The organism is Streptomyces sp. 7R007, from assembly GCF_054850255.1.
The window spans coordinates 1-22,960 of record NZ_JBTWMV010000079.1 but is presented as its reverse complement, the minus strand read 5'-3'; the positions used below and the strand labels follow the sequence as shown (position 1 = coordinate 22,960).

Here is a 22,960-nt window from a genome sequence, read left to right as displayed (position 1 = left end):
ACGCCGTTGTCGCTGATGTAGGGGTCGTAGTCCTGGATGCCGTAACGGCACCCGGGCCCCGAGCTTTCAACACCATCTACCGGCAGCGTGTGCCGGCCTTCTTTGTCCGCGGCCTCCACCACAAGGGCGGAGCTGCGGGGATCGCGTATGCGTGACCGGGGATCACCTTCCAATCCGGGGTCTGCGGTACCCGAGCGGACATGCACCTCGCCCGGGCGATCCTGATGGCGTTCTGCTCCTTACTTTCGGTTACTCGGTGGTACTGCTGGATACCGCGGGTACTGCTCGCGACTCCTCGGAGTCGCGCCTTGCTACTTCACCTGCGCGGCAGTTCGTGTCTGCCGCACCTCTTCGACTTCCTGCGTACAACACCGACTGTAACCCTGCGGCAAGGCAATGTCTACCCTCGCCACGACAGATTTTCTGTGCAGCCGACATGCTTTGTTCTGTCGCCCTTACGTTCGGAAAAGTGGCGTCGAGCCGGAGTCCCGACCTGGCCGTCACCGACCTCGCCGGACCGTGCGGCCGCCACCGACTGTCCGGATTTCACCCGTCTCTCGCCCCGCCTCGGGCTCGCCGCCTTTCCGCATGCCTTGAGTAGCGACGTCTGGGTACGCAGTCGGGACGGTGACGATGATCGCGAGCCCAGGGAGCGTGCCGGCGCGGTTCACTCCCCTGACACGCGCCCCGTGTGCGGGTGATCGCACCGTGAGACGTTGGCAGACGAACCCACACTCCAGACGATTCGGACATCTCTCGATCAACTGGCCGCGGCGCCCGTGGCCGGCCAAGAACAGAGGAACTGGTACATCGATGAGTCAGCCCAACCCCCTCAAGCGGGCAGCGGAGAAGGTCACCGAAGCGGTGCAGGGCGGCGGCACCGGTCCGGACGGCGGGATTCCCGGCAAGCCGGGTGCCGAGTCACCGTCCGTCGCCGAGCCGACCGAGCCCCGCGAGCCGCTGCCGCCGAAGCCGGACCAGAGCGGTCCGGAGACGATGTCGCCCACGGGGCAGCCGACCGGTGACGCCCAGGCACGTGTGGCCCAGTCGGGGGCGTACCTCACCAACGCTCAGGGCGCGCGGCTGTACGACACCGACCACTCGCTCAAGGCCGGCCCGCGCGGGCCGGTGCTGCTGCAGGACCACCACCTGCGCGAGAAGGTCATGCACTTTGACCACGAGCGCATTCCGGAGCGTGTGGTCCACGCGCGCGGTGCGGCGGCGCACGGAGTGTTCCGCAGCTACGGCACCGCGACCTCCGTGACGAAGGCCGCGTTCCTCGCCAAGGACGTGGAGACACCGGTCTTCGTGCGGTTCTCCACCGTGCTGGGGTCGCGCGGGTCCGCCGACACCGTGCGGGACACCCGCGGTTTCGCGACCAAGTTCTACACCGACGAAGGCGTCTTCGACCTCGTCGGCAACAACATCCCCGTCTTCTTCATCCAGGACGCGATCAAGTTCCCGGACGTCATCCACGCGGGCAAGCCGCATCCGGACCGGGAGATCCCGCAGGCGCAGAGCGCTCACGACACGTTCTGGGACTTCGTCACCCTGCACACCGAGGCCACCCATCACACGTTGTGGAACATGTCCGACCGCGGCATTCCGCGCTCGTACCGGATGATGGAGGGCTTCGGCGTCCACACCTTCCGGCTGGTGGCCGCCGACGGCTCCACGACGCTGGTGAAGTTCCACTGGAAGCCGAAGCTGGGCGTGCACTCCCTGGTCTGGGAGGAGGCGCAGATCGCGGGCGGCGTCGACCCGGACTTCCACCGCCGGGACCTCGCCGACGCCATCGAGGCGGGCGCCTACCCGGAGTGGGAGCTGGGCATCCAGACCTTCCCCGACACCCCGGAGCAGACCTTCGAGGGCATCGACCTGCTGGACCCGACGAACCTCGTCCCCGAGGAGCTCGCTCCCGTGCAGCCGATCGGGCTGCTGACGCTCAACCGCAACCCGTCGAACTACTTCGCCGAGACCGAGCAGGTCGCCTTCCACGTCGGCCACCTCGTCCCGGGCATCGACATCACCGACGACCCGCTGCTCGCCGGGCGCCTGTTCTCCTACCTGGACACGCAGATCACCCGCCTGGGCGGTCCCAACTTCCCGCAGCTGCCCATCAACCGCCCGCACTCCCCCGTCAACGACATGCTGCGCGACGGCATGCACCAGACGGCCGTGCACCGGGGCGTGGCTCCTTACCGGCCCAACTCGCTCGACGGCGGCTGTCCGTTCCTGGCGGGTGCGGACGCCGGCGCGTACGTGGAGACGCCCGTGCGAGTGCCGGAGGCGATGAAGGTCCGCGAGGCTCCCGAGTCGTTCGCCGACCACTTCAGCCAGCCCCGCCGGTTCTGGCTGAGCATGAGCCCGGTGGAGCGCGAGCACATCATCGGCGCCTACACCTTCGAACTCGGCAAGTGCTACGAGCAGGCCGTCAAGGAGCGGGCGCTGCAGGTCCTGGCCAACGTCGATCCCGAACTGTGCGCGGGCGTCGCCGAGGGCCTCGGCCTGCCGGCGCCGAAACCGACCGTGCCGCCGGCCGACGTGGAGCCGAGCCCGGCGCTCTCCCAGGTCGGCCACACCTGGCCGGCGGACGGCCGGATCGTCGGCATCGTGGCCGGACCGGACGGGGACCTGGACGGCGTACGCGCGGTACGCGAGGCGGTCCTCGGCGCGGGCATGGTCCCCCTGGTCATCGCGCCCAAGGGCGGCCTTCTGGGTTCGGGCGACGCGGCGGTGACGGTCCAGCGGACGTACGCCACCGCGCGGTCCGTCGAGTTCGACGCGCTGCTGCTGGCCGGACCGCCGACGGCCGGCGGCGACGCGTACGGGTCCCGTGACGCGAAGGCCCATCCCTCGGGCGTGAACTCCGCCGCGGCCGATCCCCGGGTCGGTCTGCTGCTGTCGGAGGCGTTCCGGCACGGCAAGGCGATCGGCGCCTGGGCGGGCGGCGAGAACGCCCTCGACGCGGCCGGGGTGCCCGGCGACGCGCCCGGAGTGGTGGTCGCCGGCAGCGGGAGTGCCGTACTGGAACAGGTGCGGGAGCTGATGGCCGCCCACCGGGTGTGGGAACGCTTCACCACGGTCCCTGCCGGGGTCTGACCGCAGCCGGAGCCTGACAGACCGTCCCGCATCCGGAATCCGACCGGGATTCTCCCGGGGCGCGGTTCACTCGGTGCCCCGGAAGCCGGTCGTCTCAACCGGACGAGTGCGGGGCGGTCGCGACGCCGTCCGCCGGGGTCGCCAGGCGCAGGTCCGCGAGGGCCTGCGCCAGGGACTGCCACACATGCGCGGCCAGATCCAGGTTCTGTGACTCCGTGGCCTGCCGGCCGAGCCGTTGCAGGACGCCGATGCCTTCCTCGACCCGCCCGTCCAGGATCATCAGCCGGCCGTCCAGGACGGACAGCCGCACCCGGTCCCGGTACGACAGAAGCAGGTCCTCCTCGTCCAGCAGCGCGCCGCTGAGCATGCGGGCGTCCTCCAACCGGCCCTGGTGGAAGGCCAGATGGGCCTGCAGCGCATGCAGCTCCTGGGCCTGCACGGGCGGACCGACCAGGTTCACGACGGACGCGGCTTCGCTCAACCACCGCTCTGCGACGGCCAGTTGGGGCGGTGACATCTCCAGTGCGGCAGCGCTGGCGGCGGCCCGCAACCGGGTCCACAAGGTCAGGTCGTCCCCGCCGTCGAGGAGGCGCAGGGCCGTCTCCAGTCTGGTCCGGGCGGAGGCGTGGTCGCCCTGACGGTTGCAGACCATGGCGGCGGTCCACCATCCCTCCGCCGCCTGCGCCGGTGCGGCCGCGGGCAGCAGGTCCTGCTCCAGTTCGGCCACGTGCCGCGCGGCCGCCTCCAGCCGGCCCAGTTCCGCCTCGATGCTGATGAGCACCATGAGGGCGGCCGTGGTGTCCGGCACGGACAGCTCCTCGGCCCGGGCGAGGGAGAACGCCTGGGCGGCCGCCGGTTCCGCCGTGCGCATGTCGCCCAGGGCACGCGCGCAGCGGGCGTACTGGATGTGCGACCGCACGCGCAGTTCGGGCACCTCCAACAGCTCGCTCGTTTCGACGAGTTGGGCCAGGCGTGCGCGCTGCTGCGGATAGTCGCCGCTGTCGCCGGCTGCGCGGCCGAGCAACCACAGCGCCTGCCAGCGGGCCGCGGGATCGTCGCCCGCGTCCTCGTCGACCGCCCGGCTGAGGGCGGCGATGTCGGGTGTGCCGGACGGCGCCGACAGCACGGCGGCCACTTCGCAGGCCAGGGACCGATCTTCCGAAGGCCCGGTCAGCGCGGAGGCGTCGACGCCGAGCCGCTCGGCAAGGTAGGCGGTGGCGCGCTCGGTGGGCCGCCGTTCACCCGACTCCAGACGCGACAGGTACGCCGTCGACATGCCGTCGCCGACCAGTCCCGCCTGACTGAGGCCCCGCTCCAGCCGGAGCCTCTTGAGCCGACGGCCGAAGTGCGGCTGCTTGAGCATCTCCCACCTCTGCTCCCGTGACGCGCGCCCGTCCTCCGTCCTCGGCCCGTTCGTCCGGAGTTCTGGAGTTGTCAACACCATACGAAGCGGGCCAACGGGCGGCAAGACGTTAAGCCTTCACCAACTCTCCTGTTCAGCAGGCGTGTTGCCGTACGCCGACCGAAGCGGCAAAGACTCCGACTCCCGGCAAGAGCGGCCACCTGCACGGGAGTTGACACGTTATCCAGGTCACCTGGCAAACCCTTGCCAAGGGGGTTGCCGCACCCTAGCCTCAAGGGTGCCGTCCTGACGCGATCACCCCCAACTCGTCTCATGGAGGTCCCCGTGCCGCGCCACGCCCGACCGGGCTCAACGCGAACGTCCATCCCGCGGCTCGTCGCACCCGGGCCGGACACACCGCGGGCGGAGATGGAGGGGAGCTCCACGAGTGGGAACGGGACGGGCAACTCGGGCTCATGCGCCGTTCCACGCCTGAGCCCGGGCTTCGTGTCGAGCGGTGAGATCGAGTGGCCGTGACAACGTTATCCGGCCGACGGCCGGTTCGTGTCGGTCGCGTACGCGCTCCCTGAACGCACCCCGGTATCCCGGCACTCCGGCGCCCACGCGCCGGTCCGCCCCGCCTCCCACCTGCCAAGCCCCCCACGCGCAGCAAAAGGACGGTACGTCCGTGGCGACCACCAGTTTTCCCGACGCTTCGCCCCGCAAACACGACCCGGCCGCGCACCCGGCCCCTCCTGCTCGTCGTGAACCGTTCACCCGTGATACGTCCTCGCTTTCCACGTCGCGGGCCGTCTGCACGGCCCGCCCCTATTCCGACGACCTGGTCGTCACGGCCGCGGAACCGGAATTCGCCCGGCCATTCGGCCTCAGCGCGAAGGAGATATGCGGGTATCGCCTTCTCGACCTTCTGCATTCACCCGCGCCCGCCCGGCTCCGGGAACAATTCATCGCTCTCTCCTCGGGCCGTCGCCCCCGATTCACCGAAAAGGTCATGGGCAAAGACGGTGCCGGCGGGCTCTTCCGCGCGAACATCACCTGCGTCGCCCTGTACGACCCGTCCGGTGAGACGTCCGGCGTCGTCGTCCTGCTGCGCGGCCCGGGCCCCGCACCCCGCCAGGACACCGCACCGGCGGCCGGGGACGGACCCGTGCTGAGTGCTCTCGACGCCCAGGTGCTGGAGGGCGTGGCGTGTGGTGAGTCGACGGTGCAGATGGCCTCCCGGCTGTATCTGAGCCGCCAGGGCATCGAGTACCGCATCGGTCAGATGCTGCGCCGGTTCGACGCCCCCAACCGGCCCGCGCTGGTCTCGCGGGCGCACGCGCTGGGGATGTTCGCCGCCGGACAGTGGCCGCCGCGCGTCCTGCCGGACCGGGTCAAGCCGTAGGGCGAGAGCCCCGGAACGTGGGCCGTGGCCGTCACCGACGCCACGGCCCGCGTCGTACGGCCGCCTGACGGCGACGCCGGGCTCTGCGGCCCATGGCGCACGACACCGGCTCTCCGGCGTACGGCCTACGGGAGCGCCCCCGGGCCCGCACCGCTCGGCTCACGCCGCCGAGGGCTGCCACGCCTCCTGGAAGCGGCGGCGGGCACGGAAGAGGCGGGAGCGCACGGTGCCCACGGGCAGGGCCAGCACCTCCGCCATCTCCTCCTCGTTCAGTCCGTAGGCGCGCAGGGTCAGCACCTGCCGGTGCGCCCGGGACAGCCGTTCGAGCACGTCGCTGATGTGCACCGCGTCCAGCGGGTTCGCCTGCTGCTGCGACTCGACCTGCGAGCAGGTCTGTTCCTCACCGAAGCGCTTGGCGGTGCGCACGGCCTCGCGGACCGTCACCGCGCGGACCCAGCCGTAGAACGCCACCGGTTCGCGCAGGCTGCCCAGGCCGCGGTAGATGGCCAGCAACGCCTCCTGGGTGGCGTCGGCCGCGTCGTCGCGGGTGATGGACCGGCAGATCCGGGCCACGTACGGCGTGATGTGGTTCAGCAGGTGGTTCATCGCGTGTTCGTCGCCCGACTGGGCGCGCGGCAGCAGGGTCAGGGGGGAGGACAGTTCGCTGACGGCGGACATGTCGGAGGAGAACTCCTTACGGCAACCGGGCGGGAGCGGGAGAAGGGGCGGCGGTCAGCCCGCGTCGGCGGTGGCGGGCTCGCGGCGGGCAGCGGAGGCGAAGGCGAGGAGGCCGTCGAGCACCTCGTCGCGCAGGGCCCGCATGAAGGACGGGCTGAAGCAGGCCGTGAAGTGCGGGAACTCGATGGACAGGCGGCCCTCGAAGGAGACCACGCACGCCATGACGGGGCTGCGTCCGGCCTGCGGGAAGTAGTTCTCGCGGGCCGGCACCAGCCGGACGTCGACCGCGCGCAGCCCCTCGGGCAGGCGGGGTCCCGGGACGACGCCCATGTTGGTGACGATCACCGTGGCAAGCTGGAGTGCGGGGTTGCGCGGGATCTCCGGGGTGATGCGCATCTCCTGGAAGGGGCCGCCACTGGAGACGAAGTCGCCCACCCGGGCGTGGACGGTGCGGGCCAGATCCAGCGGATCGCAGGCCGTGGACACCTCCAGGGTCTGCAGGTGCGTGGTGACGGCCGGCACCATGACGGACGCCGGCAGCGGCGGCGTCAGCCGGGAGCGCAGGTCGACGGGTGACAGGCAGCCGAGGGTGCGGGGACCGTCGCCCTCGAGACGGCGGCGGGCCGCGGTCAGCAGGGCCGCGGCGATGAGCGCGTGCACGGACACGCCGGCCTGCCGTGCCGCCTCGCGCAGCCGCGTGGTCTGTGCGCCGTCCAGGGTCAGCCGGCGCACCTCGATGTGCCCCTCCCCCGCGGCCGGTTGCGCGGCGCCCGCCGTGTCGTAGGGCACCAGGTCGACGGGGTGCCGCCTGGTCTGCTCGATGCGGGCGTCGAGGTAGGCGGCGGTGTCCGCCTCGTCGGCCGGCGGCAGCAGCGCGCTGACCGGCTGGGGCCAGTCCGGCGTCGGTGCGGGATCGGAGGAGACGGCCCCGGTCCGCTGGTCGGTGACGAGGGAGCGGTAGTGGTCCCACAGCGTGTTGTGCAGGGTGATGCTGCTGTGGCCGTCGGTCACCGTGTGGTCCACCACCAGCACGAACAGGTGCTCCGCACCGTCCGCCGAGCTGACCAGGACGGCGCGCGAGAGCGGACCGCCCACCGTGAGCGGCCTGTTCAGCTCCACCGCGTAGGCCTCGGCCGGTTCCCCGGCGCGCGTCTCCAGACGGGGCCGCTCGGCCTCGTCGAGCAGGGCCAGCGCATGGCCGGCGCCGTCGGCCACGATGCGCGAACGCAGGGTCGGGTTGGCCTGCGTCACGGCTTGGAACGCGGCGGCCAGCGCCTCGACGTCGACGCGTCCGCGCAGCGTGCAGGACAGCACGGCCCTGCTTCGCTGGCCCACGTAGAGCGTCTCAACCGGACACAGCGCACGGTGCATGACGGCAGCCCTCTTCTCGGTCGTCCAACGGGGCCCAAGGGCGCGTCCGGCCTGTCGCCGGCATGCGGCCGCGGGCTTCGGCAAGTCGCGTTCGAGAGTGCACCGCGGGCCACCGCCGAATCCACCCGCTAGGGCCTCGGAAAGCGAAGTCGCGTGATTTCCCTAGAAATTCTCCGTGGCCGCGCACTCCCTCACCCGGCGTTCTTTGGGGAATTCCCTGAATTACCGCGCAGGCACCGGTGCGGTCTTGACCGGGCCGAGCGCGGTGGCGCACCGTCATGTGCCGTGGAACCGGGTCCGGGGCGACGAGTGTCCGCCCGGCTCCCGGCGTGCGACCTCCCCCTTTTTTCTTCCGCTTCGTGGCCCGGCCCGGCGCGCGGTCACTCGCGCGGGCGGCACGAGGCGGTGGCCGCACCCGTCCGATCCGGTCGTGCCGTCGCCGGCCGGGACATTACGGCTTGTCACGTGAGGGTTGTGCTATGTCACTCCAGCAGGACGAGCGACGTCCGCTGTCCGGGGCCCAGGAGGGTCTCTGGTACGCCGGACGGCTCGCGTCGGACAGCGCCGCGTACAACACCGGCGAGGCGGTGGAGATCCACGGGCCGCTCGACACCGCCCTGTTCGAGACCGCGCTGCGCCGCACGGTCGCCGAGGCGGACACCTTCGCCCTGCGTTTCGTCGACACCGAGGACGGCCCCCGCTGCCATCGTGCCGCGGACCCGGACGACTGGCCGCTGCACCAGGTCGACGTCCGCGACGCCGACGACCCGCACAGGGCCGCCTGGGACTGGATCCGCGCCGACCTGGCGACCCCGGTGGACCTGGAGAAGGGCCCGCTGTTCTCACACTCCCTGCTGACGCTGGCGGACGACCGGTTCATCTGGCTGCTCAGGGCGCATCACATCCTGCTCGACGGCTACAGCTACAAGCTCCTGGGACGGCGCCTGGCCGAGGTCTACAACGCGCTCGCCGCCGGACGCGAGCCGGATCCCGCCCGCTTCGCACCGGTGGCCCGGCTCCAGCAGGAGGAGGCCGCCTACCGCGCCGGCGAGCGCCACACCCGTGACCGCGCCCACTGGGCCGACCGCCTGGCCGGGCTGCCCGAACCGGCGCGGCTGACCTCCCGTACGGCCGCCCCCACCGCCCCGTTCCTGCGCAGCACCGCCGAGTTGACGCCGCCCGAGACGGCGGCCCTGGACGCGGCCGCCTCCCGTCTCGGCGTCGCCCGCACCGACCTGCTGGCCGCGGCCACCGCCGTGTACCTGCACCGCATGACCGGTGCCGAGGACCTGGTGCTGGGCCTGGCCACGATGAGCCGCCTGGGCAGCGCCGCACTGCGCACCCCGGGCACCGCCTCCGACATCCTGCCCCTGCGGGTGGCCGCCACCGCGGCGACCCCGCTCGCCGCCGTCGTTCAGGGCGTCGCCGAGGATCTGCGCGCGCTGCGCCGCCACCAGGCCTACCGGGGCGAGTACCTGCGCCGCGACCTGGGCCTGCTGGGCACCGGCCGGCGCCTGTACGGACCGGTGCTGAACATCGTCCCCTTCGACGAGTCGCCGGTCTTCGACGGCCACCCCACCACCTGGCACCACCTCTCCGGCGGAGCCGTGGAGGACCTGCAGATCTCCGTGCGGCCCGCAGCCGACGCCGGCGGGCTGTGGCTGGCCTTCGACGCCAACCCCGCCGTGTACGAGCAGGACGAACTCGCCCTGCACCGCGAGCGGTTCCTCACCCTGCTGCACCGGCTGACCGAGGCCGCGCCGACGACCGCGCTGGGGGAGCTGGACCTTCTGCTGCCCGGCGAACACCCCCGCGACGCCGGCGTCCACACGTATCCGGTCGAGCGCACCCTGACGCAGCTGTTCGAGGAGCAGGCGGCCACGGTTCCCGAACGGACCGCGGTGACCTGCGGCGACGTCCACCTCACCTACGCCGGCCTGAACGCCGAGGCCAACCGCCTGGCCCGGCTGCTGACCGAGCGCGGCGCGGGCCCGGGCCGGGTGGTGGCGCTGGCCCTGGAGCGCGGGGCGCGGCTGCTGCCCGCCCTGCTGGCCGTCCTCAAGACCGGCGCCGCCTACCTCCCCCTGGACCCCGGCCACCCCGCCGAACGGCTGCGCCTGGTCGTCGAGGACGCCACCCCGGTCGTCCTGGTCACCGAGCGCGCCCACGCCGGCCTCGGCGGCGCGTCCGTGCCCACCGTCGTCCTGGACGACCCGCAGACGGCGGCGGACCTCGTCCGCCGTCCCGCCACCGACCTCACCGACGCCGACCGGCACGGCCCGACCGGCCCCGCCGACATCGCGTACATCATCCACACCTCCGGCTCCACCGGCCGCCCCAAGGGCGTTCCGGTCCCGCACGCCAACGTGGTGCGCCTGTTCGCCGCCGCCGCGGAGCACTTCACCTTCGGCCCGGACGACGTGTGGACGCTGTTCCACTCCTACGCCTTCGACTTCTCCGTCTGGGAGATGTGGGGCGCGCTGCTGCACGGCGGCCGCCTCGTCGTCGTCCCCTACGCCGTCAGCCGTTCTCCCCGGGACTTCCTGGAGCTGGTGCGCCGCGAGGGCGTGACGGTCCTCAACCAGACGCCGTCCGCGTTCGAGCAGCTGGTCGACGCCGACGCCGAACACGGCGGTGACAGCGGGGCGTTGCGCTACGTCGTCTTCGGCGGCGAGGCCCTGCGGCCGGCGCGGCTGCGGCCCTGGGCCGACCGGCACGGCCTGGACCGGCCGGCGCTGGTGAACATGTACGGCATCACCGAGACCACCGTGCACGTCACCCACCACCGCCTGACCCGGGCCGACCTGGACGACCCGCGCCGCGCCAACGTCATCGGCCGGCCCCTGTCCGACCTGCGCGTCCACCTCCTCGACGCGGCAGGACGGCCGGTGCCGCCCGGGGCGCGCGGCGAGATGTACGTCTCCGGCGCCGGCGTGGCCGCCGGATACCTCCACCGGCCCGAACTGACCGCCGAGCGCTTCCTCGACGACCCCTTCGGCCCGCCCGGCACGCGCATGTACCGCTCCGGCGACCTGGCACGGCGCCGCCCGGACGGCACCCTCGACTACCTCGGCCGCGCCGACGCCCAGGTGCAGATCCGCGGCTTCCGCGTCGAGCCGGGCGAGATCGAGGCCGTCCTGGCCGCCCACCCCCGGGTCGCCCGGGCCGCCGTCGTCGCCCGCCGGGCCGACAACGGCGCCCAGCACCTCGTCGCCTACGTCCTCACCGGCGACGACCGGCCCGCCGACCCCGCCGAACTGCGCGCCCACGCCGCCGCCCACCTGCCCGAGCACATGGTCCCGGCCGCCTGCGTCACCGTGGACGCCCTGCCGCTGACCGCCAACGGCAAGCTCGACGTCCAGGCCCTGCCCGCACCGGACTTCACCGCCGCGGCCTCCGGCACCCGGCCCGACACCCCGCACCAGGCCCTGGTGTGCGCCCTGTTCGAGGAGGTGCTGCAACTGCCCCGCGACACCGTGGGCACCGACGTGAACTTCTTCGACCTCGGCGGCGACTCCCTGCTCGCCACCCGCCTGCTGGCGCGGCTGCGGCACGACACCGGCGCGGAGATCCCCATCACCGCCCTGTTCGAGACGCCGACGCCCGCCGCGCTCGCCGCACGGCTGGCCGCCGACTCCGCCGACACGCTGCCCCGGCCCGTCCTGGGCGCCGTCGCCCGCCCCGACCGCGTGCCGCTGTCCTTCGCGCAGGAACGCATGTGGTTCCTCGACCGTCTCGACGGGCAGGCCGCCACGTACAACATCCCGCTCGTGGTCAGGGCGCCCGCCGACCTCGACGCCGACGCCCTCGAAGCCGCCCTCGGCGACCTGGCCGACCGCCACGAGAGCCTGCGCACCCTGTTCGCCGAGCACGACGGCACACCCCACCAGCGCATCCTGCCGCCCGGCACACTGCGCCCGCGCCTGCGCCGCGTGGACTGCCCGGCCGCGGAGAGCGCCGCCCACACCCGCACGGCCCTGCGCCACCGCTTCGACCTGAGCGCGGAAAGCCCCCTGGCCGCCTGGCTGCTGGGCCCGGCGACCGACAGCACCCTGGTGCTGCTGCTGCACCACAGCGCGGCCGACGGCTGGTCCCTGCGGCCCTTCGCCGAGGACCTGAGCCTCGCCTACGCGGCCCGTCGCGCCGGCCGCGCCCCCGCGTGGACGCCGCTGCCGGTGCAGTACGCCGACTACGCCCTGTGGCAGCGCGCCCTGCTCGCGCCCGAACCGCGCGGCACAGGCCGCCTGGAACGGCTGACCGCCCACTGGCGCACCGCGCTGGCCGGCCTGCCCGAGGAGTGCACCCTGCCCGGCGACCGGCCGCGCCCCCAGGCACCGCGCGGCACCGGCGCGCACGTCGAGACGGTCGTGGACGCGGCCCTCCACCGCGCTCTGCTGGCCCTGGCCGACCGCGAGGGCGCCAGCCTGTTCATGGTGCTGCACGCCGCCGTCAGCGCCCTGCTCACCCGCTGCGGCGCGGGCGAGGACATCGTCCTGGGCACCCCGGTCGCAGGCCGCACCGAGCCCGCCCTGGACCACCTGATCGGGCTGATCACCAACACCGTGGTGCTGCGCGCCGACACCTCCGGCGACCCCTCCTTCCGCGAACTGCTCGCCCGGCTGCGCACCGCCGACCTGGCCGCCCTGGACCACCAGGACCTGCCCTTCGACCGGCTGGTGGAGGAGCTCAACCCGGTGCGCCGGGCCGGCCGGCACCCGCTGTTCCAGGTGATGCTGGCCCTGCAGAACAACGAACCCGCCGTCCTGCGACTCGACGGGCTGAGCGCCCCGTTGCGGCCGACCGCCAACGGCACCGCCAAGTTCGACCTGTTCGTGGACGTCCTGGAGCGGCACAGCGGCGACGGCGCCCCCGACGGTCTCGCCCTGCACGTCGAGTACGCCACCGACCTCTACGACGCCTCCACCGCCGAGGCGTTCGCCCGCGCCCTGCACGACGTCCTGCGCGCAGTCGGCGCCGATCCCGCCGTCCGCGTCGGGCAGTTGCCCGCGCCGCCTCGGCGCAGGCCCGTCCCGCCCGCGCCCGCGCTCACGGAGGTGGAGGCGGCGGCACTGTCCGTGCCCGGCATCCGCGACGCCCGCGCCCTGCCGGCCGCCGAGGGACGGGCGCCGCGCCTGTACGTGGTGCCGGGACGCGCCGACGCGGTGGAGCGCGTGGAGGAGGTGCTGGGGCGGGCTGGTCACGACGGCGTCCGCGTCGTCGCCGTCAACGCCCTGCCGTTCGGCGAGGACGGCGCTCTCGACACCGACTCGCTCGACGCCCTGCCCGCCGTCGACCGCACGGCGGCCGCCGCCTGGCGTGACCGTCTGACCCGGCTGCCCGGGGTGACGGCCGCCGAGGTGACGGTGGAGGACGCCCCCGAGGAACTGGGCCGACGCCACGCCGGCCTGCCCGACCGCACCGCGGCCGCCCCCACCGCCAACGCCCCCGCCGCGCAAGCCCCCTCCGCCGTCCCGGCGCTCAGCGAAGGCCCCGCGCTCGTCGAGCCGTCCGTCACCGGCTGGGCCGAGGCCCTGCGCCGCGCCGCCGAGTCGGCCCAGGGCGACATCGTGCACGTCCACGCCGACGGCAGCGAGCACCGGCGCAGCTACGCCTCCCTCATCCCCGAGGCCTCCCGGGTCCTGGCCGGACTGCGCCGCGCCGGACTGCGCCCCGGCGACCAGGTCATCCTCCAGTGCGACGTCACCGAGGACTTCCTGGCCGTGCTGTGGGGCTGCGTCCTGGGCGGCTTCGTCGCCGTCCCGCTGACCGTGCCCACGTCCTACGACACGCCGTCGGCGGCGCTGACCAAGCTGGAGGGCATCTGGCGGATGCTCGGCCGGCCCTGGATCGTCTGCTCCGCCCACCAGGAGGCCGGCCTGCGCGCCCTGGCCGCCCGCCAGGACTGGCCCGCGCTGCGGCTGACCACGGCCGACGCGCTGCGCGAGGCACCCGAGGACCACGACTGGCATCCCGCCCAGCCGGACGACCTCCTGCTGATGCTGATGACGTCCGGCAGCACCGGTCTGCCCAAGGCGGTGCGGCTCACCCACCGCAACGTGCTGACCCGCTCGGCCGCCACCGAGCAGATGAACGCGCTCGGCGCCACCGACGTCTCCCTGAACTGGATCCCGCTCGACCACGTCACCGGCGTCGTCATGTTCCACCTGCGGGACGTCTACCTCGGCTGCCGGCAGATCCACGCCCCCACCTCATGGATCCTGCAGGACCCGCTGCGCTGGATGGACCTCGCCGACCGCCACCGCGTCACCGTCACCTGGGCGCCCAACTTCGCCTTCGGCCTGCTGGCCGAACAGGCCGACCGCTTCGCCGACCGCACCTGGGACCTGTCGCCGATGCGGCTGGTGATGAACGCCGGCGAGGTCGTCGTGGCCGCCGCCGCTCGCCGCTTCCTGCACGCGCTCAAGCCGTTCGGCCTGCCGCAGGACGTGATGCACCCCGGCTGGGGCATGTCCGAGACCTGCTCGGTGGTCACCGACGCCGTACTGCCCGGCGAACCCCGCCCCGACGAGGGCACGTTCGTCAGCTGCGGCCTGCCCTACCCCGGCTTCGCCATGCGGATCGTCGACGACGCCGGCACCGTGCTCGCCGAGGGCGACGCCGGCCGCCTGCAGGTCCGCGGCACCTCCGTGACCGGCGGCTACCACGACAACCCGGCCGCCAACGCGGAGGCGTTCACCGACGACGGCTGGTTCGACACCGGCGACCTGGCGTTCCTGCGCGCCGGCGAGCTGTACATCACCGGCCGCGCCAAGGACGTCATCATCGTCAACGGCGTCAACCACTACAGCCACGAGATCGAGGCCTGCGTCGAGGAACTCCCGCACGTCGTGCGCAGCTTCACCGCCGCGGTCGCCGTACGCTCCGACCCCTCCGCGCCCACCGACGAACTGGCCCTGTTCCTCCACCTGACCCCCGAGGCCGCCGCGGGCGACACGGCCGCCGCCCTGCGGGAGATCGCCGGCAAGGTGACCCGCGAGATCGGCGTCAGCCCCGCCTTCCTCATCCCCGTCCCGCAGGACGCGATCCCCAAGACGGAGATCGGCAAGATCCAGCGCACCAAGCTGCGCAAGAGCTTCGAGGCCGGCGCCTTCGACGAGGAGGTCCGCGCCGCCCACCTGCTGCTGGGCACCGCCGCCACCGTGCCCGACTGGTTCCTGCGCCCGGTCTGGCAGCGCGCCCACCAGCCCGCGCCCCGCGAGGCGGAACCCGGCCGGCACACCCTCGTCCTGACGGGCGGCGACCCGGACGCCCAGCGCCTGGCCGGGCGGGTCGCCGACGCGCTGCGCTCCGCCGGCGGACGGTGCACCGTGGCCACGGACGCGAGCGCGTACGCCCGCCTCGACGCCGCCCGCTACCGGCTGCCCACCGGCGAGGAGAGCGAACTCGCCCGCCTGCTGGAGCAGTTGGAGAGCGACCAGCGGCCGGTCGACTGCGTCCTGCACCTCGGCGGCCTGGACGGCGGCGACGACACGCACACCCCGCCGCACGCGGCAGGCGCCCTGTCCCTGCTCGCCCTCGCCCGCGCTCTCGCCGCCCGGCCCGGCCCGCGGCAGCCCGTGGACGTGGTGTACGTGACGGCCGGCGCCCAGGGTGTGCGCGCCGAGGACCGGCCCCGCCCGCAGCAGGCCATGGCGGGCGCCCTGCTGAAGTCGCTGGGCGAGGAGCTCGGTTGGCTGCGCGGCACGCACCTCGACCTCCCGCCCGACGACGGCGAGGACCGGCTGCCGCCGCTGCTGGCCGAGACACGGCCCGCCACCGGCACCGCGGAGGTGGCCTACCGCGGCGGCCACCGCCACGTACGCCGCCTCGCCCCGCTGCCCGAGACGCCCGCGCACACCCCGCAGCAGCCCGGCGACGGCTTCACCCTCCTCACCGGCGGGCTGGGCGGCGTCGGCGCCGAGGTCGCGGCCCACCTGCTGCGCACCCCCGGCACCCGGCTGCTCATCCTGGGCCGCACCCCGCACGACGCGCTGGACGCCGGGGGAAGCGGGGAGGTGCTGCGGCGGCTGAGCGAGCTGGGCGACGTCCGCTACGCGAGCGCCGACGTCACCGACGAACCCCAGGTGCGCGCCGCGGTCGACGCGGCCGCCCAGGCATGGAACGCACCCCTGACGGCCGTACTGCACCTGGCCGGAGCGCTCGTCGAGCGCCCCGTCGGCGAACTGGACGCCGGCACCTGGCGGCAGGCGCTGGCGGCGAAGACGCACGGCGCGTGGACGCTGCACCGGCTGACCGCCGACCACCCGGTCACCTCCTTCGTCACCTTCTCCTCCGTCAACGGCTACTTCGGCGGTGCCATGAACGCCGCCTACGCCGCCGCCAACGCCTACCTCGACGCCCTCGCCCTGCACCGCCGCCAGCTCGGTCTGCCCGCGCAGTCCCTGGCCTGGAGCATGTGGCGCGAGCGCGGGGTGAGCCGCGGCTACCGGCTCACCGCCCTCACCGAGGCCCGCGGCTACCGGGTGCTGGACACCGCCGCCGCGCTGCGCTCCTTCGACCTCGCCCGCACGCTGGACGAACCACACCTGCTCATCGGCGCCGACCGCACCGCCCCCTGGGTGCGCTCGCACGTGGCGGCCCCGGTCCGCCAGGTGCGCCGCCCGGCCGCACGCGTCGGCCTGGCGGACGGCACCGACCTCGGCGCCCTGTACCGCGCCGCCGCCGACGCCGCCCGCGCGGCCGGGCTCGGCGACGACTGGGTGCTGCGCTCGGCCGGCGCCACCGGGCACCGGGAGGCGGGTGACTCGACCGAGGACCTGCGGCAGGTGGAGAGCAGGCTCGCCGAGCTGTGGTGCGGCGTGCTGGGCCGCGACCGGGTCGGACGGGACGAGAACTTCTTCGACCTGGGCGGCAACTCGCTGCTGCTGGTCACCGCCCAGACCGCCGTCAACAGCGCCTTCGGCACCGATGTGTCGGTCGTGGACCTGTTCGCGCACCCCACCGTGCGCGACCTGGCCCGCCACCTGGCGGCCCGCACCGGCCCCGCCGCCACGCAGCCGCCACCCGAACCGCACACCGGCGCCGGTCCGGACACCGGCGCCGACCCGGCGCGCGGCGGCCTGGACCGCGCCAGGGAACAAGCCCAACGCCAGCGTGCGGCCCGCGCCCGCCGCACCGCACGGCACGGAAAGGACCGCGGCCATGCATGACACCCCCGCGACGCGCGACGAGCACGCCCAGGACGCCGAAGACGCCCCCGCCGTCGCCGTGGTCGGCATGGCGGGCCGCTTCCCCGGCGCCGACGACCTGGACGCCTTCTGGGACAACCTGGCGGCCGGCCGGGAGTCGATACGCCCCGTCGGCGACGAGGAGTTCCTCGCCGCGGGCGGCGACCCCCACGACCTCGACGACCCCTCCCTGGTGCGCATGGCCTCCGTCGTGGAGGGCATCGACCGCTTCGACTCCGGCTTCTTCGGCTACAGCCCCGCCGAGGCCGCCGTCGTCGACCCGCAGCAGCGGCTGCTGCTGGAGACCGCCTACCACGCCCTGGAGGACGCCGGCTGCCTGGGCGAGGACCGCGACAACGGGGCGTTCGGCGTGTACGCGGGCAGCGGCGACAGCCGCTACTACCCCGCCCACGTCCACCCCCGCTTCGCCGGGCAGCCCGGCTCGGTCGCGCTCGTGCACGCGGCCACCGCCAACTCGCTGGGCACGCTGGCCACCCGCGTCTCCTACGAACTGGGCCTGACCGGCCCGAGCGTGTCGCTGCAGACGGCCTGCTCCACCGCGCTGGTCGCCGTGCACACCGCCTGCCAGGACCTGCTGGACTACCGCTGCGACACCGCGCTCGCGGCCGCGGTCTCCCTCAACCCCTCGGCCGCCCTGGGCTACCGGCACGTGCCCGACGGTCCCTTCTCCCCCGACGGGCACTGCCGCGCCTTCGCCGCCGACGCCGCCGGCACCTCCTCGGGCGACGGCGTGGGTGCCGTCGTCCTCAAACGCCTGGAGGACGCCCTCGCCGACGGCGACCGCGTCCGCGCCGTCATCCGCGGCAGCGCCGTCAACAACGACGGGCGCCGCAAGGTCGGTTTCAGCGCGCCCAGCGCCGCCGGACAGACGGAGGTCATCCTCGCCGCCCAGGCCCACGCGATGGTCGACGCCGGCACCATCGGCCTGGTCGAGGCGCACGGCACCGCCACCCGGCTCGGCGACCCCATCGAGGTCGCCGCATTGACCGAAGCCTTCCGGCACAGCACCGACGTACGCGGCTTCTGCGCCCTGGGGTCGGTCAAGACCAACATCGGCCACCTGGGCGCGGCCGCGGGCATCGCCGGGCTCATCAAGGCCGTACTGGCCCTGGAGCACCGGCAGATCCCCCCGAGCCTGCACTTCGACCGGCCCAACCCGCTCATCGACTTCGACTCCGGCCCGTTCCGGGTGCCCACCACGCTGGAGGACTGGCCGCGGGGCGACCACCCGCGCCGGGCCGCCGTCTCCGCCTTCGGCATCGGCGGCACCAACGCCCACGTCATCCTGGAGGAGGCCCCGCCCCTCTCACCGGCCGCGCCCCGCCCGCCCGAGGACGGCCGCCGCCTGGTGCTGCCGGTCTCCGCGCGCACCGCCGGCGCGCTGCGCGGCCAGGCCGACGCCCTCGCCCGGCACCTGGAGCGCCACGGCGACCTGCGCCTGGACGACGTCGCGCACTCCCTGCGCGCCGACCGGCCCGCGCTGCGCCACCGTCTCACCGTCACGGCCTCCTCCCGCGAGGAAGCGGTGGACGCCCTGCGCGGCGCCACGCCCGCCACCCCGCCCGTCGGCGACGACCCGGCCCGGGTGGCGTTCCTGCTGCCGGGCGGCGGCACCCAGTACCCCGGCATGGGGGCTGAGCTCTACCGCGAGCACGCCGTCTACCGCGACACCGTCGACGAGTGCGCGCGCATCCTGCGCCCCGTCCTCGGCGGCGACCTGCGCACCACGCTCGTCGAGCGCCGGCCGGCCGACGACACCCACGCCTTCCTCGGGCTGGTGGTGACCGAGTACGCGCTGGCCCGCACGCTGATGGAGGCGGGCGTGCGCCCCGACGCCCTCATCGGCCACTCGCTGGGCGAGTACACGGCGGCCTGTCTGGCCGGGGTGATCGACCTGGAGGAGATGCTGCCGCTGGTCACCGAACGCATCCGGCTGATCAGCTCCGCGGGCGGCGCCACCACCGGCGTCGCCGCGCCCGTGGAGGACATCCTGCCGCTGCTCGACGAGCAGTTGTCGCTGACCGCCGTCAACGGCCCCACCGCCTGCACCGTCGCCGGACACCTCGACGCCGTCGCACGCTTCGAGGCCGGCCTCGCCCGCCGCGAGATCCCCTTCCGCCGCCTGCGCATCCCCGTCGCGGCCCACTCCCACGTCCTGGACCCCGTGCTGCCGGCCTTCGAAAGCCACCTGCGGCAGGTCACCCTGCGCCCGCCGCGCATCCCCTACGTCACCAACGTCACCGGTTCCTGGGTCACCGACGCCCAGGCCACCTCCGTACGGCACTGGCTCGACCACACCCGGCACACCGTGCGGTTCGCCGACGGCATCGCCGCCCTGTGGCAGCGCCTGCGCCCCGTCCTGGTGGAGATCGGCCCCGGGGACACGCTGACCAAGCTGGCCCTGGGCCGGCTCGCCGACGAGGCGCCGGTGACGGTGACCACGATGCGGCACGCCAAGGCGCAGGCGGCCGACGGCTTCGTCCTGGCCGAGGCGCTGGGCCGGCTGTGGAGCGCGGGCGTGGACGCCGCCCTCCCGCCGGTGCCGGGCGACCCGCGCAGGGTGCCGCTGCCGCCGTACGCCTTCGAACGCCACCGCCACTGGATCGACGCCCCCGGCGCCCGCACGGCCACCGAGGCGTCCGACACGCCCGCCGCGACGCCGGCCGGCTCCGGCCTCGCCCCGCGTCCCCGGCTGACCACCCGGCACGTACCGCCGCGCACCGCACGCGAAGAGGCGGTCACCCGGCTGTGGGAGGAGACCCTCGGCATCGACGGCATCGGCGTGCACGACAACTTCTTCGACCTGGGCGGCGACTCCATGCGCGCCGTGCTGCTGGCGGGCCGGCTGCGCCAGGCGGGCGTCCTGGACGTCCCCGCGGCGAAACTGCTGGCCGCGCCCACCGTCGCCGGTCTCCTCGCCGAGGAACAGGCCGGCGCGGCGCCGGACGCCACCCCCGCCACCGCGCTGGGCCCGCTGCTGCCCCTGCGCGCCGAGGGCACGGCCACGCCGCTGTTCTGCCTCCACCCCGGTGCCGGGGTCTCCTGGCGCTACACCGGCCTGCTGCCCCACCTCGGCGGCGACCAGCCCGTCTACGGCATCCAGGCGCTGGGCCTGGACGGCACCCGGCCGCCCGCGCCGGACGCCGCCGCGATGGTCCGCGCCTACCTCGACCTGGTGCGCGAGGTGCAACCACACGGCCCCTACCGGCTGTTGGGCTGGTCCTACGGGGGCTTCGTCGCGCACGCCATGGCCTGCGCCCTGCAGGAGGCCGGCGAACGGGTCGACCTGCTCGCCATGCTCGACGCCCCCCAGCCGCACGGCACCGCCTACGACCCCGAGACGGCCGAACGGCAGGTCGCGGCCCTGCTCTCACGCGTCGCCGGCCTGTCCGCGGCCCCCGGCGCCGTGCCGGACGTGGAGTCGGTGCTGGACCGCATCGACGCCGAGGCGGACAGGTCGCCCATCACCCGGGCGCAGGCCGGCGCCATCGCCGCCGTCATGCGCAACAACCTGCGCATCGCCCCGCAGTTCACACCCGGACGCTTCCGCGGCGACGTGCTGTTCTTCAGCGCCGCCCAGGAGCCGGTCACGGAGTTCACCGGCGACCTGGCCGTACAGCCCGGCAAGGCAGACGGCTGGCGCCCGTACGTCGACGGCACCCTGCACGACCACCAAGTGCCCTGCGGCCACTACGAGATGACCGAGCCCGAGCCGATCGCCCGCATCGGCGAGACCGTCGCCAAAGCACTGCGCGCCCTGCGCGACTGAGCCCGGACGGCCCGAACAGGCCCGCCCCTTCACCCGAGTACGTACGCCCCGACCGTTCAGGAGACCCCGCGTGAGTGCGACCAAGGACCTCTACGAGCTCGGCGACGCGCCCGAGATCGGCACCGTCCCCCGCAAGATGCCTCCCTCATCCGCCGTGAGCGCTACGGGCAGCCCGTCGACGCCTTCCGCACCGAGGTGGTGGACGTCCCGCCCGTCGGCCGCGGGCAGGTCGCGGTGAAGGTGATGGCGGCCGGCATCAACTACAACAACGTCTGGGCAGCCCTGGGCGAGCCGCTCGACGTGATCGCCGCCCGGCAGAAGGCCGGCGCCACCGAGGACTTCCACATCGGCGGCTCGGACCTGTCCGGGATCGTGTGGGCGGTCGGCGAGGACGTGCGGGGCGTCCGGCTCGGCGACGAGGTCGTGGTCCTGGCCAACCGCTGGGACGAGTCCGCCGAGGACGTCCGCCTCGGCGCCGACCCGGCCTTCTCCTCCACCCAGCGCGTGTGGGGCTACGAGGAGAACTACGGCTCCTTCGCCCAGTTCGCGGTCGTCGACGACTACATGTGCCACCCCAAGCCGGCCCGGCTGTCCTGGGCGGAGGCCGCCTGCTACATGGCGACCGCCGCCACCGCCTACCGCCAGCTGTTCGGCTGGCCGCCGCACACCGTGCGCCCCGGCGACCCGGTGCTGATCTGGGGCGGCGCGGGCGGACTGGGCTCCATCGCCATCCAGCTCGTGCGCCACGTCGGCGGCATCCCGGTGGCGGTCGTCTCCAGCCAGGAACGCGGCGAGTTCTGCCTCAAGCTCGGCGCCGAGGGCTTCATCGACCGGCGCGAGTTCGACCACTGGGGCCGGCTGCCGGACACGTCCGACGAGGAGGCCATGGGCCGGTGGCTGACCGGCGCCCGGGCCTTCGGCCGGCGCTTCTGGGAGGTGCTCGGCGAGCGCCGCAACCCGCGCGTCGTGCTGGAGCACTCGGGCGCCGACACCATCCCCACCTCCCTGTACCTGTGCGACAACGGGGGCATGGTCGTCATCTGCGGCGGCACCACCGGCTACAACGGCGACGTCGACCTGCGCTTCCTGTGGATGCGGCAGAAGCGGCTGCAGGGCTCGCACGTCGCCAGCGCGCGCGAGGCACGCGAGGTGACCCGGCTGATCGCGCAGGGCGTCATCGACCCGTGCCTGTCGCGGACCTTCGCCTTCGACGAGATCGGCCTGGCCCACCAGCTCATCCACGACAACCGCCACCCCGCGGGCAACATGGCGGCCCTGGTCAACGCCCGCCCGGAGTCCTGAACTGGAAGGCCCTTGCCCGGCGCGAGCCCCGTGCGGCCGAAATCCCTCCTACGGCAAGGGCCTTCCCACGGTGTGACTGAACACGCCCACGCCGACGGGCAGCACCCGCACCCGGACCGCGTACGCGGGGTCGGCGCGCAGAACGACGTGCAGGCCGGCGTCGCAGGGCTCGGCCCGCAGGTCGCGCAGGGTGCTCATCGACGTGATGGGCGTCCCCGGTCCGGCCGCGAGGTGCAGGGCCTTCCACGCCGTCTCCTTCGCCGAGAACAGCGCCGTCACCGACCAGGGCCCACCCTGCCCTCCGACGGCGGCGGCCAGCAGCCCCTCCTCGTCCGGGCGCAGCACCAGCCGTTCCGCGCCATGCGGCAGCGGCCGCAGCTCCAGATCACAGCCGAGCGGGGCGTCGTGTCCCGGTCGGCGGGCCACGGCGACGGCGATCCCGGCACTGTGCGAGATCGACGCCTCCCGTCCGGGCGCGAACACCGGCAGCCGGCCGGCCCGGGGGATCTCACCGCACGCCGTGCCGGCCGCGCGCAGGGCCCGGCGGGCGGCCTCCCGGCCGGCCAGGAACTCGCGGCGGCGGCGCGGCGTCATGGCCGCCGCCGCGGCCGCCTCCGCCGGGCCGGCCGGCCCCAGCCGCGGCTCGTCGACGCGGGCCAGGCCCAAGGCCAGCCCGGTGGCCGCCAGTTGGGGGCGCAGCAGCGTCAACGCGCCGAAGGGCGCGACCGCCGCCTCGTCGTCGGCGATTCCACGCGTTGACGGCCGCGTCCCGCGTCCACCGC

8 protein-coding genes and 1 pseudogene are annotated in these 22,960 nt (G+C 74.2%); 5 read left to right on the top strand and 4 right to left on the bottom strand.

The window, feature by feature from the left end; all coding sequences use genetic code 11:
- Window positions 1–813 precede the first annotated feature (813 nt).
- Window positions 814–3,102: a catalase gene (locus ACYF6T_RS42130; RefSeq protein ID WP_461703261.1), complete on the top strand. Its 2,289-nt coding sequence runs from the start codon at window positions 814–816 to the stop codon at window positions 3,100–3,102.
- A 94-nt stretch (window positions 3,103–3,196) separates the two neighbouring features.
- On the opposite strand, the gene ACYF6T_RS42125 is transcribed toward ACYF6T_RS42130, so the two are convergent.
- The gene (locus ACYF6T_RS42125) at window positions 3,197–4,465 is read right to left on the bottom strand and encodes a helix-turn-helix domain-containing protein (protein WP_461703260.1); all 1,269 of its coding nucleotides are present in this window, start codon (window positions 4,463–4,465) and stop codon (window positions 3,197–3,199) included.
- A 496-nt stretch (window positions 4,466–4,961) separates the two neighbouring features.
- Between ACYF6T_RS42125 and ACYF6T_RS42120 the strand changes: the two genes are divergently transcribed.
- Window positions 4,962–5,849 (top strand): PAS domain-containing protein, encoded by an 888-nt coding sequence (locus ACYF6T_RS42120; protein ID WP_461703259.1) that lies wholly within the window; start codon window positions 4,962–4,964, stop codon window positions 5,847–5,849.
- Between the two features lie 159 nt (window positions 5,850–6,008).
- On the opposite strand, the gene ACYF6T_RS42115 is transcribed toward ACYF6T_RS42120, so the two are convergent.
- On the bottom strand, window positions 6,009–6,527 hold the full coding sequence (locus tag ACYF6T_RS42115; protein ID WP_461703258.1) for an RNA polymerase sigma factor: 519 nt from the start codon (window positions 6,525–6,527) through the stop codon (window positions 6,009–6,011).
- 54 nt (window positions 6,528–6,581) lie between these two features.
- Complete coding sequence (locus tag ACYF6T_RS42110; RefSeq protein WP_461703257.1) at window positions 6,582–7,862, bottom strand: phthiocerol/phthiodiolone dimycocerosyl transferase family protein; 1,281 nt, start codon at window positions 7,860–7,862, stop codon at window positions 6,582–6,584.
- 515 nt (window positions 7,863–8,377) lie between these two features.
- Here ACYF6T_RS42110 and ACYF6T_RS42105 point away from each other — a divergent pair.
- The 3 genes and pseudogenes from ACYF6T_RS42105 to ccrA all read left to right on the top strand — a co-directional run bounded on the left by ACYF6T_RS42105 (window position 8,378) and on the right by ccrA (window position 22,178).
- A complete protein-coding gene (locus tag ACYF6T_RS42105; protein ID WP_461703256.1) occupies window positions 8,378–17,068 on the top strand; it encodes an amino acid adenylation domain-containing protein in 8,691 nt (2,896 codons plus the stop codon).
- Window positions 17,061–20,876, top strand: coding sequence for a type I polyketide synthase (locus ACYF6T_RS42100; protein WP_461703255.1), 3,816 nt, complete (start codon window positions 17,061–17,063; stop codon window positions 20,874–20,876). The genes ACYF6T_RS42105 and ACYF6T_RS42100 overlap by 8 nt, the downstream gene beginning before the upstream one ends.
- 70 nt (window positions 20,877–20,946) lie before the next feature.
- Window positions 20,947–22,178: pseudogene (ccrA, locus tag ACYF6T_RS42095) on the top strand (crotonyl-CoA carboxylase/reductase).
- A gap of 48 nt (window positions 22,179–22,226) precedes the next feature.
- Here the strand turns inward: ccrA and ACYF6T_RS42090 are convergent.
- The gene (locus ACYF6T_RS42090; RefSeq protein ID WP_461703262.1) at window positions 22,227–22,844 is read right to left on the bottom strand and encodes a 4'-phosphopantetheinyl transferase; all 618 of its coding nucleotides are present in this window, start codon (window positions 22,842–22,844) and stop codon (window positions 22,227–22,229) included.
- Between the last annotated feature and the right edge of the window lie 116 nt (window positions 22,845–22,960).

What these genes read in the sequence shown, in the direction of transcription:
- ACYF6T_RS42125 (WP_461703260.1), bottom strand. Translation starts at nt 4,465, where the DNA reads ATGCTCAAGCAGCCGCACTTCGGCCGTCGGCTCAAGAGGCTCCGGCTG.
- ACYF6T_RS42105 (WP_461703256.1), top strand. Translation starts at nt 8,378, where the DNA reads ATGTCACTCCAGCAGGACGAGCGACGTCCGCTGTCCGGGGCCCAGGAG.
- ACYF6T_RS42115 (WP_461703258.1), bottom strand. Translation starts at nt 6,527, where the DNA reads ATGTCCGCCGTCAGCGAACTGTCCTCCCCCCTGACCCTGCTGCCGCGC.
- ACYF6T_RS42100 (WP_461703255.1), top strand. Translation starts at nt 17,061, where the DNA reads ATGCATGACACCCCCGCGACGCGCGACGAGCACGCCCAGGACGCCGAA.
- ACYF6T_RS42130 (WP_461703261.1), top strand. Translation starts at nt 814, where the DNA reads ATGAGTCAGCCCAACCCCCTCAAGCGGGCAGCGGAGAAGGTCACCGAA.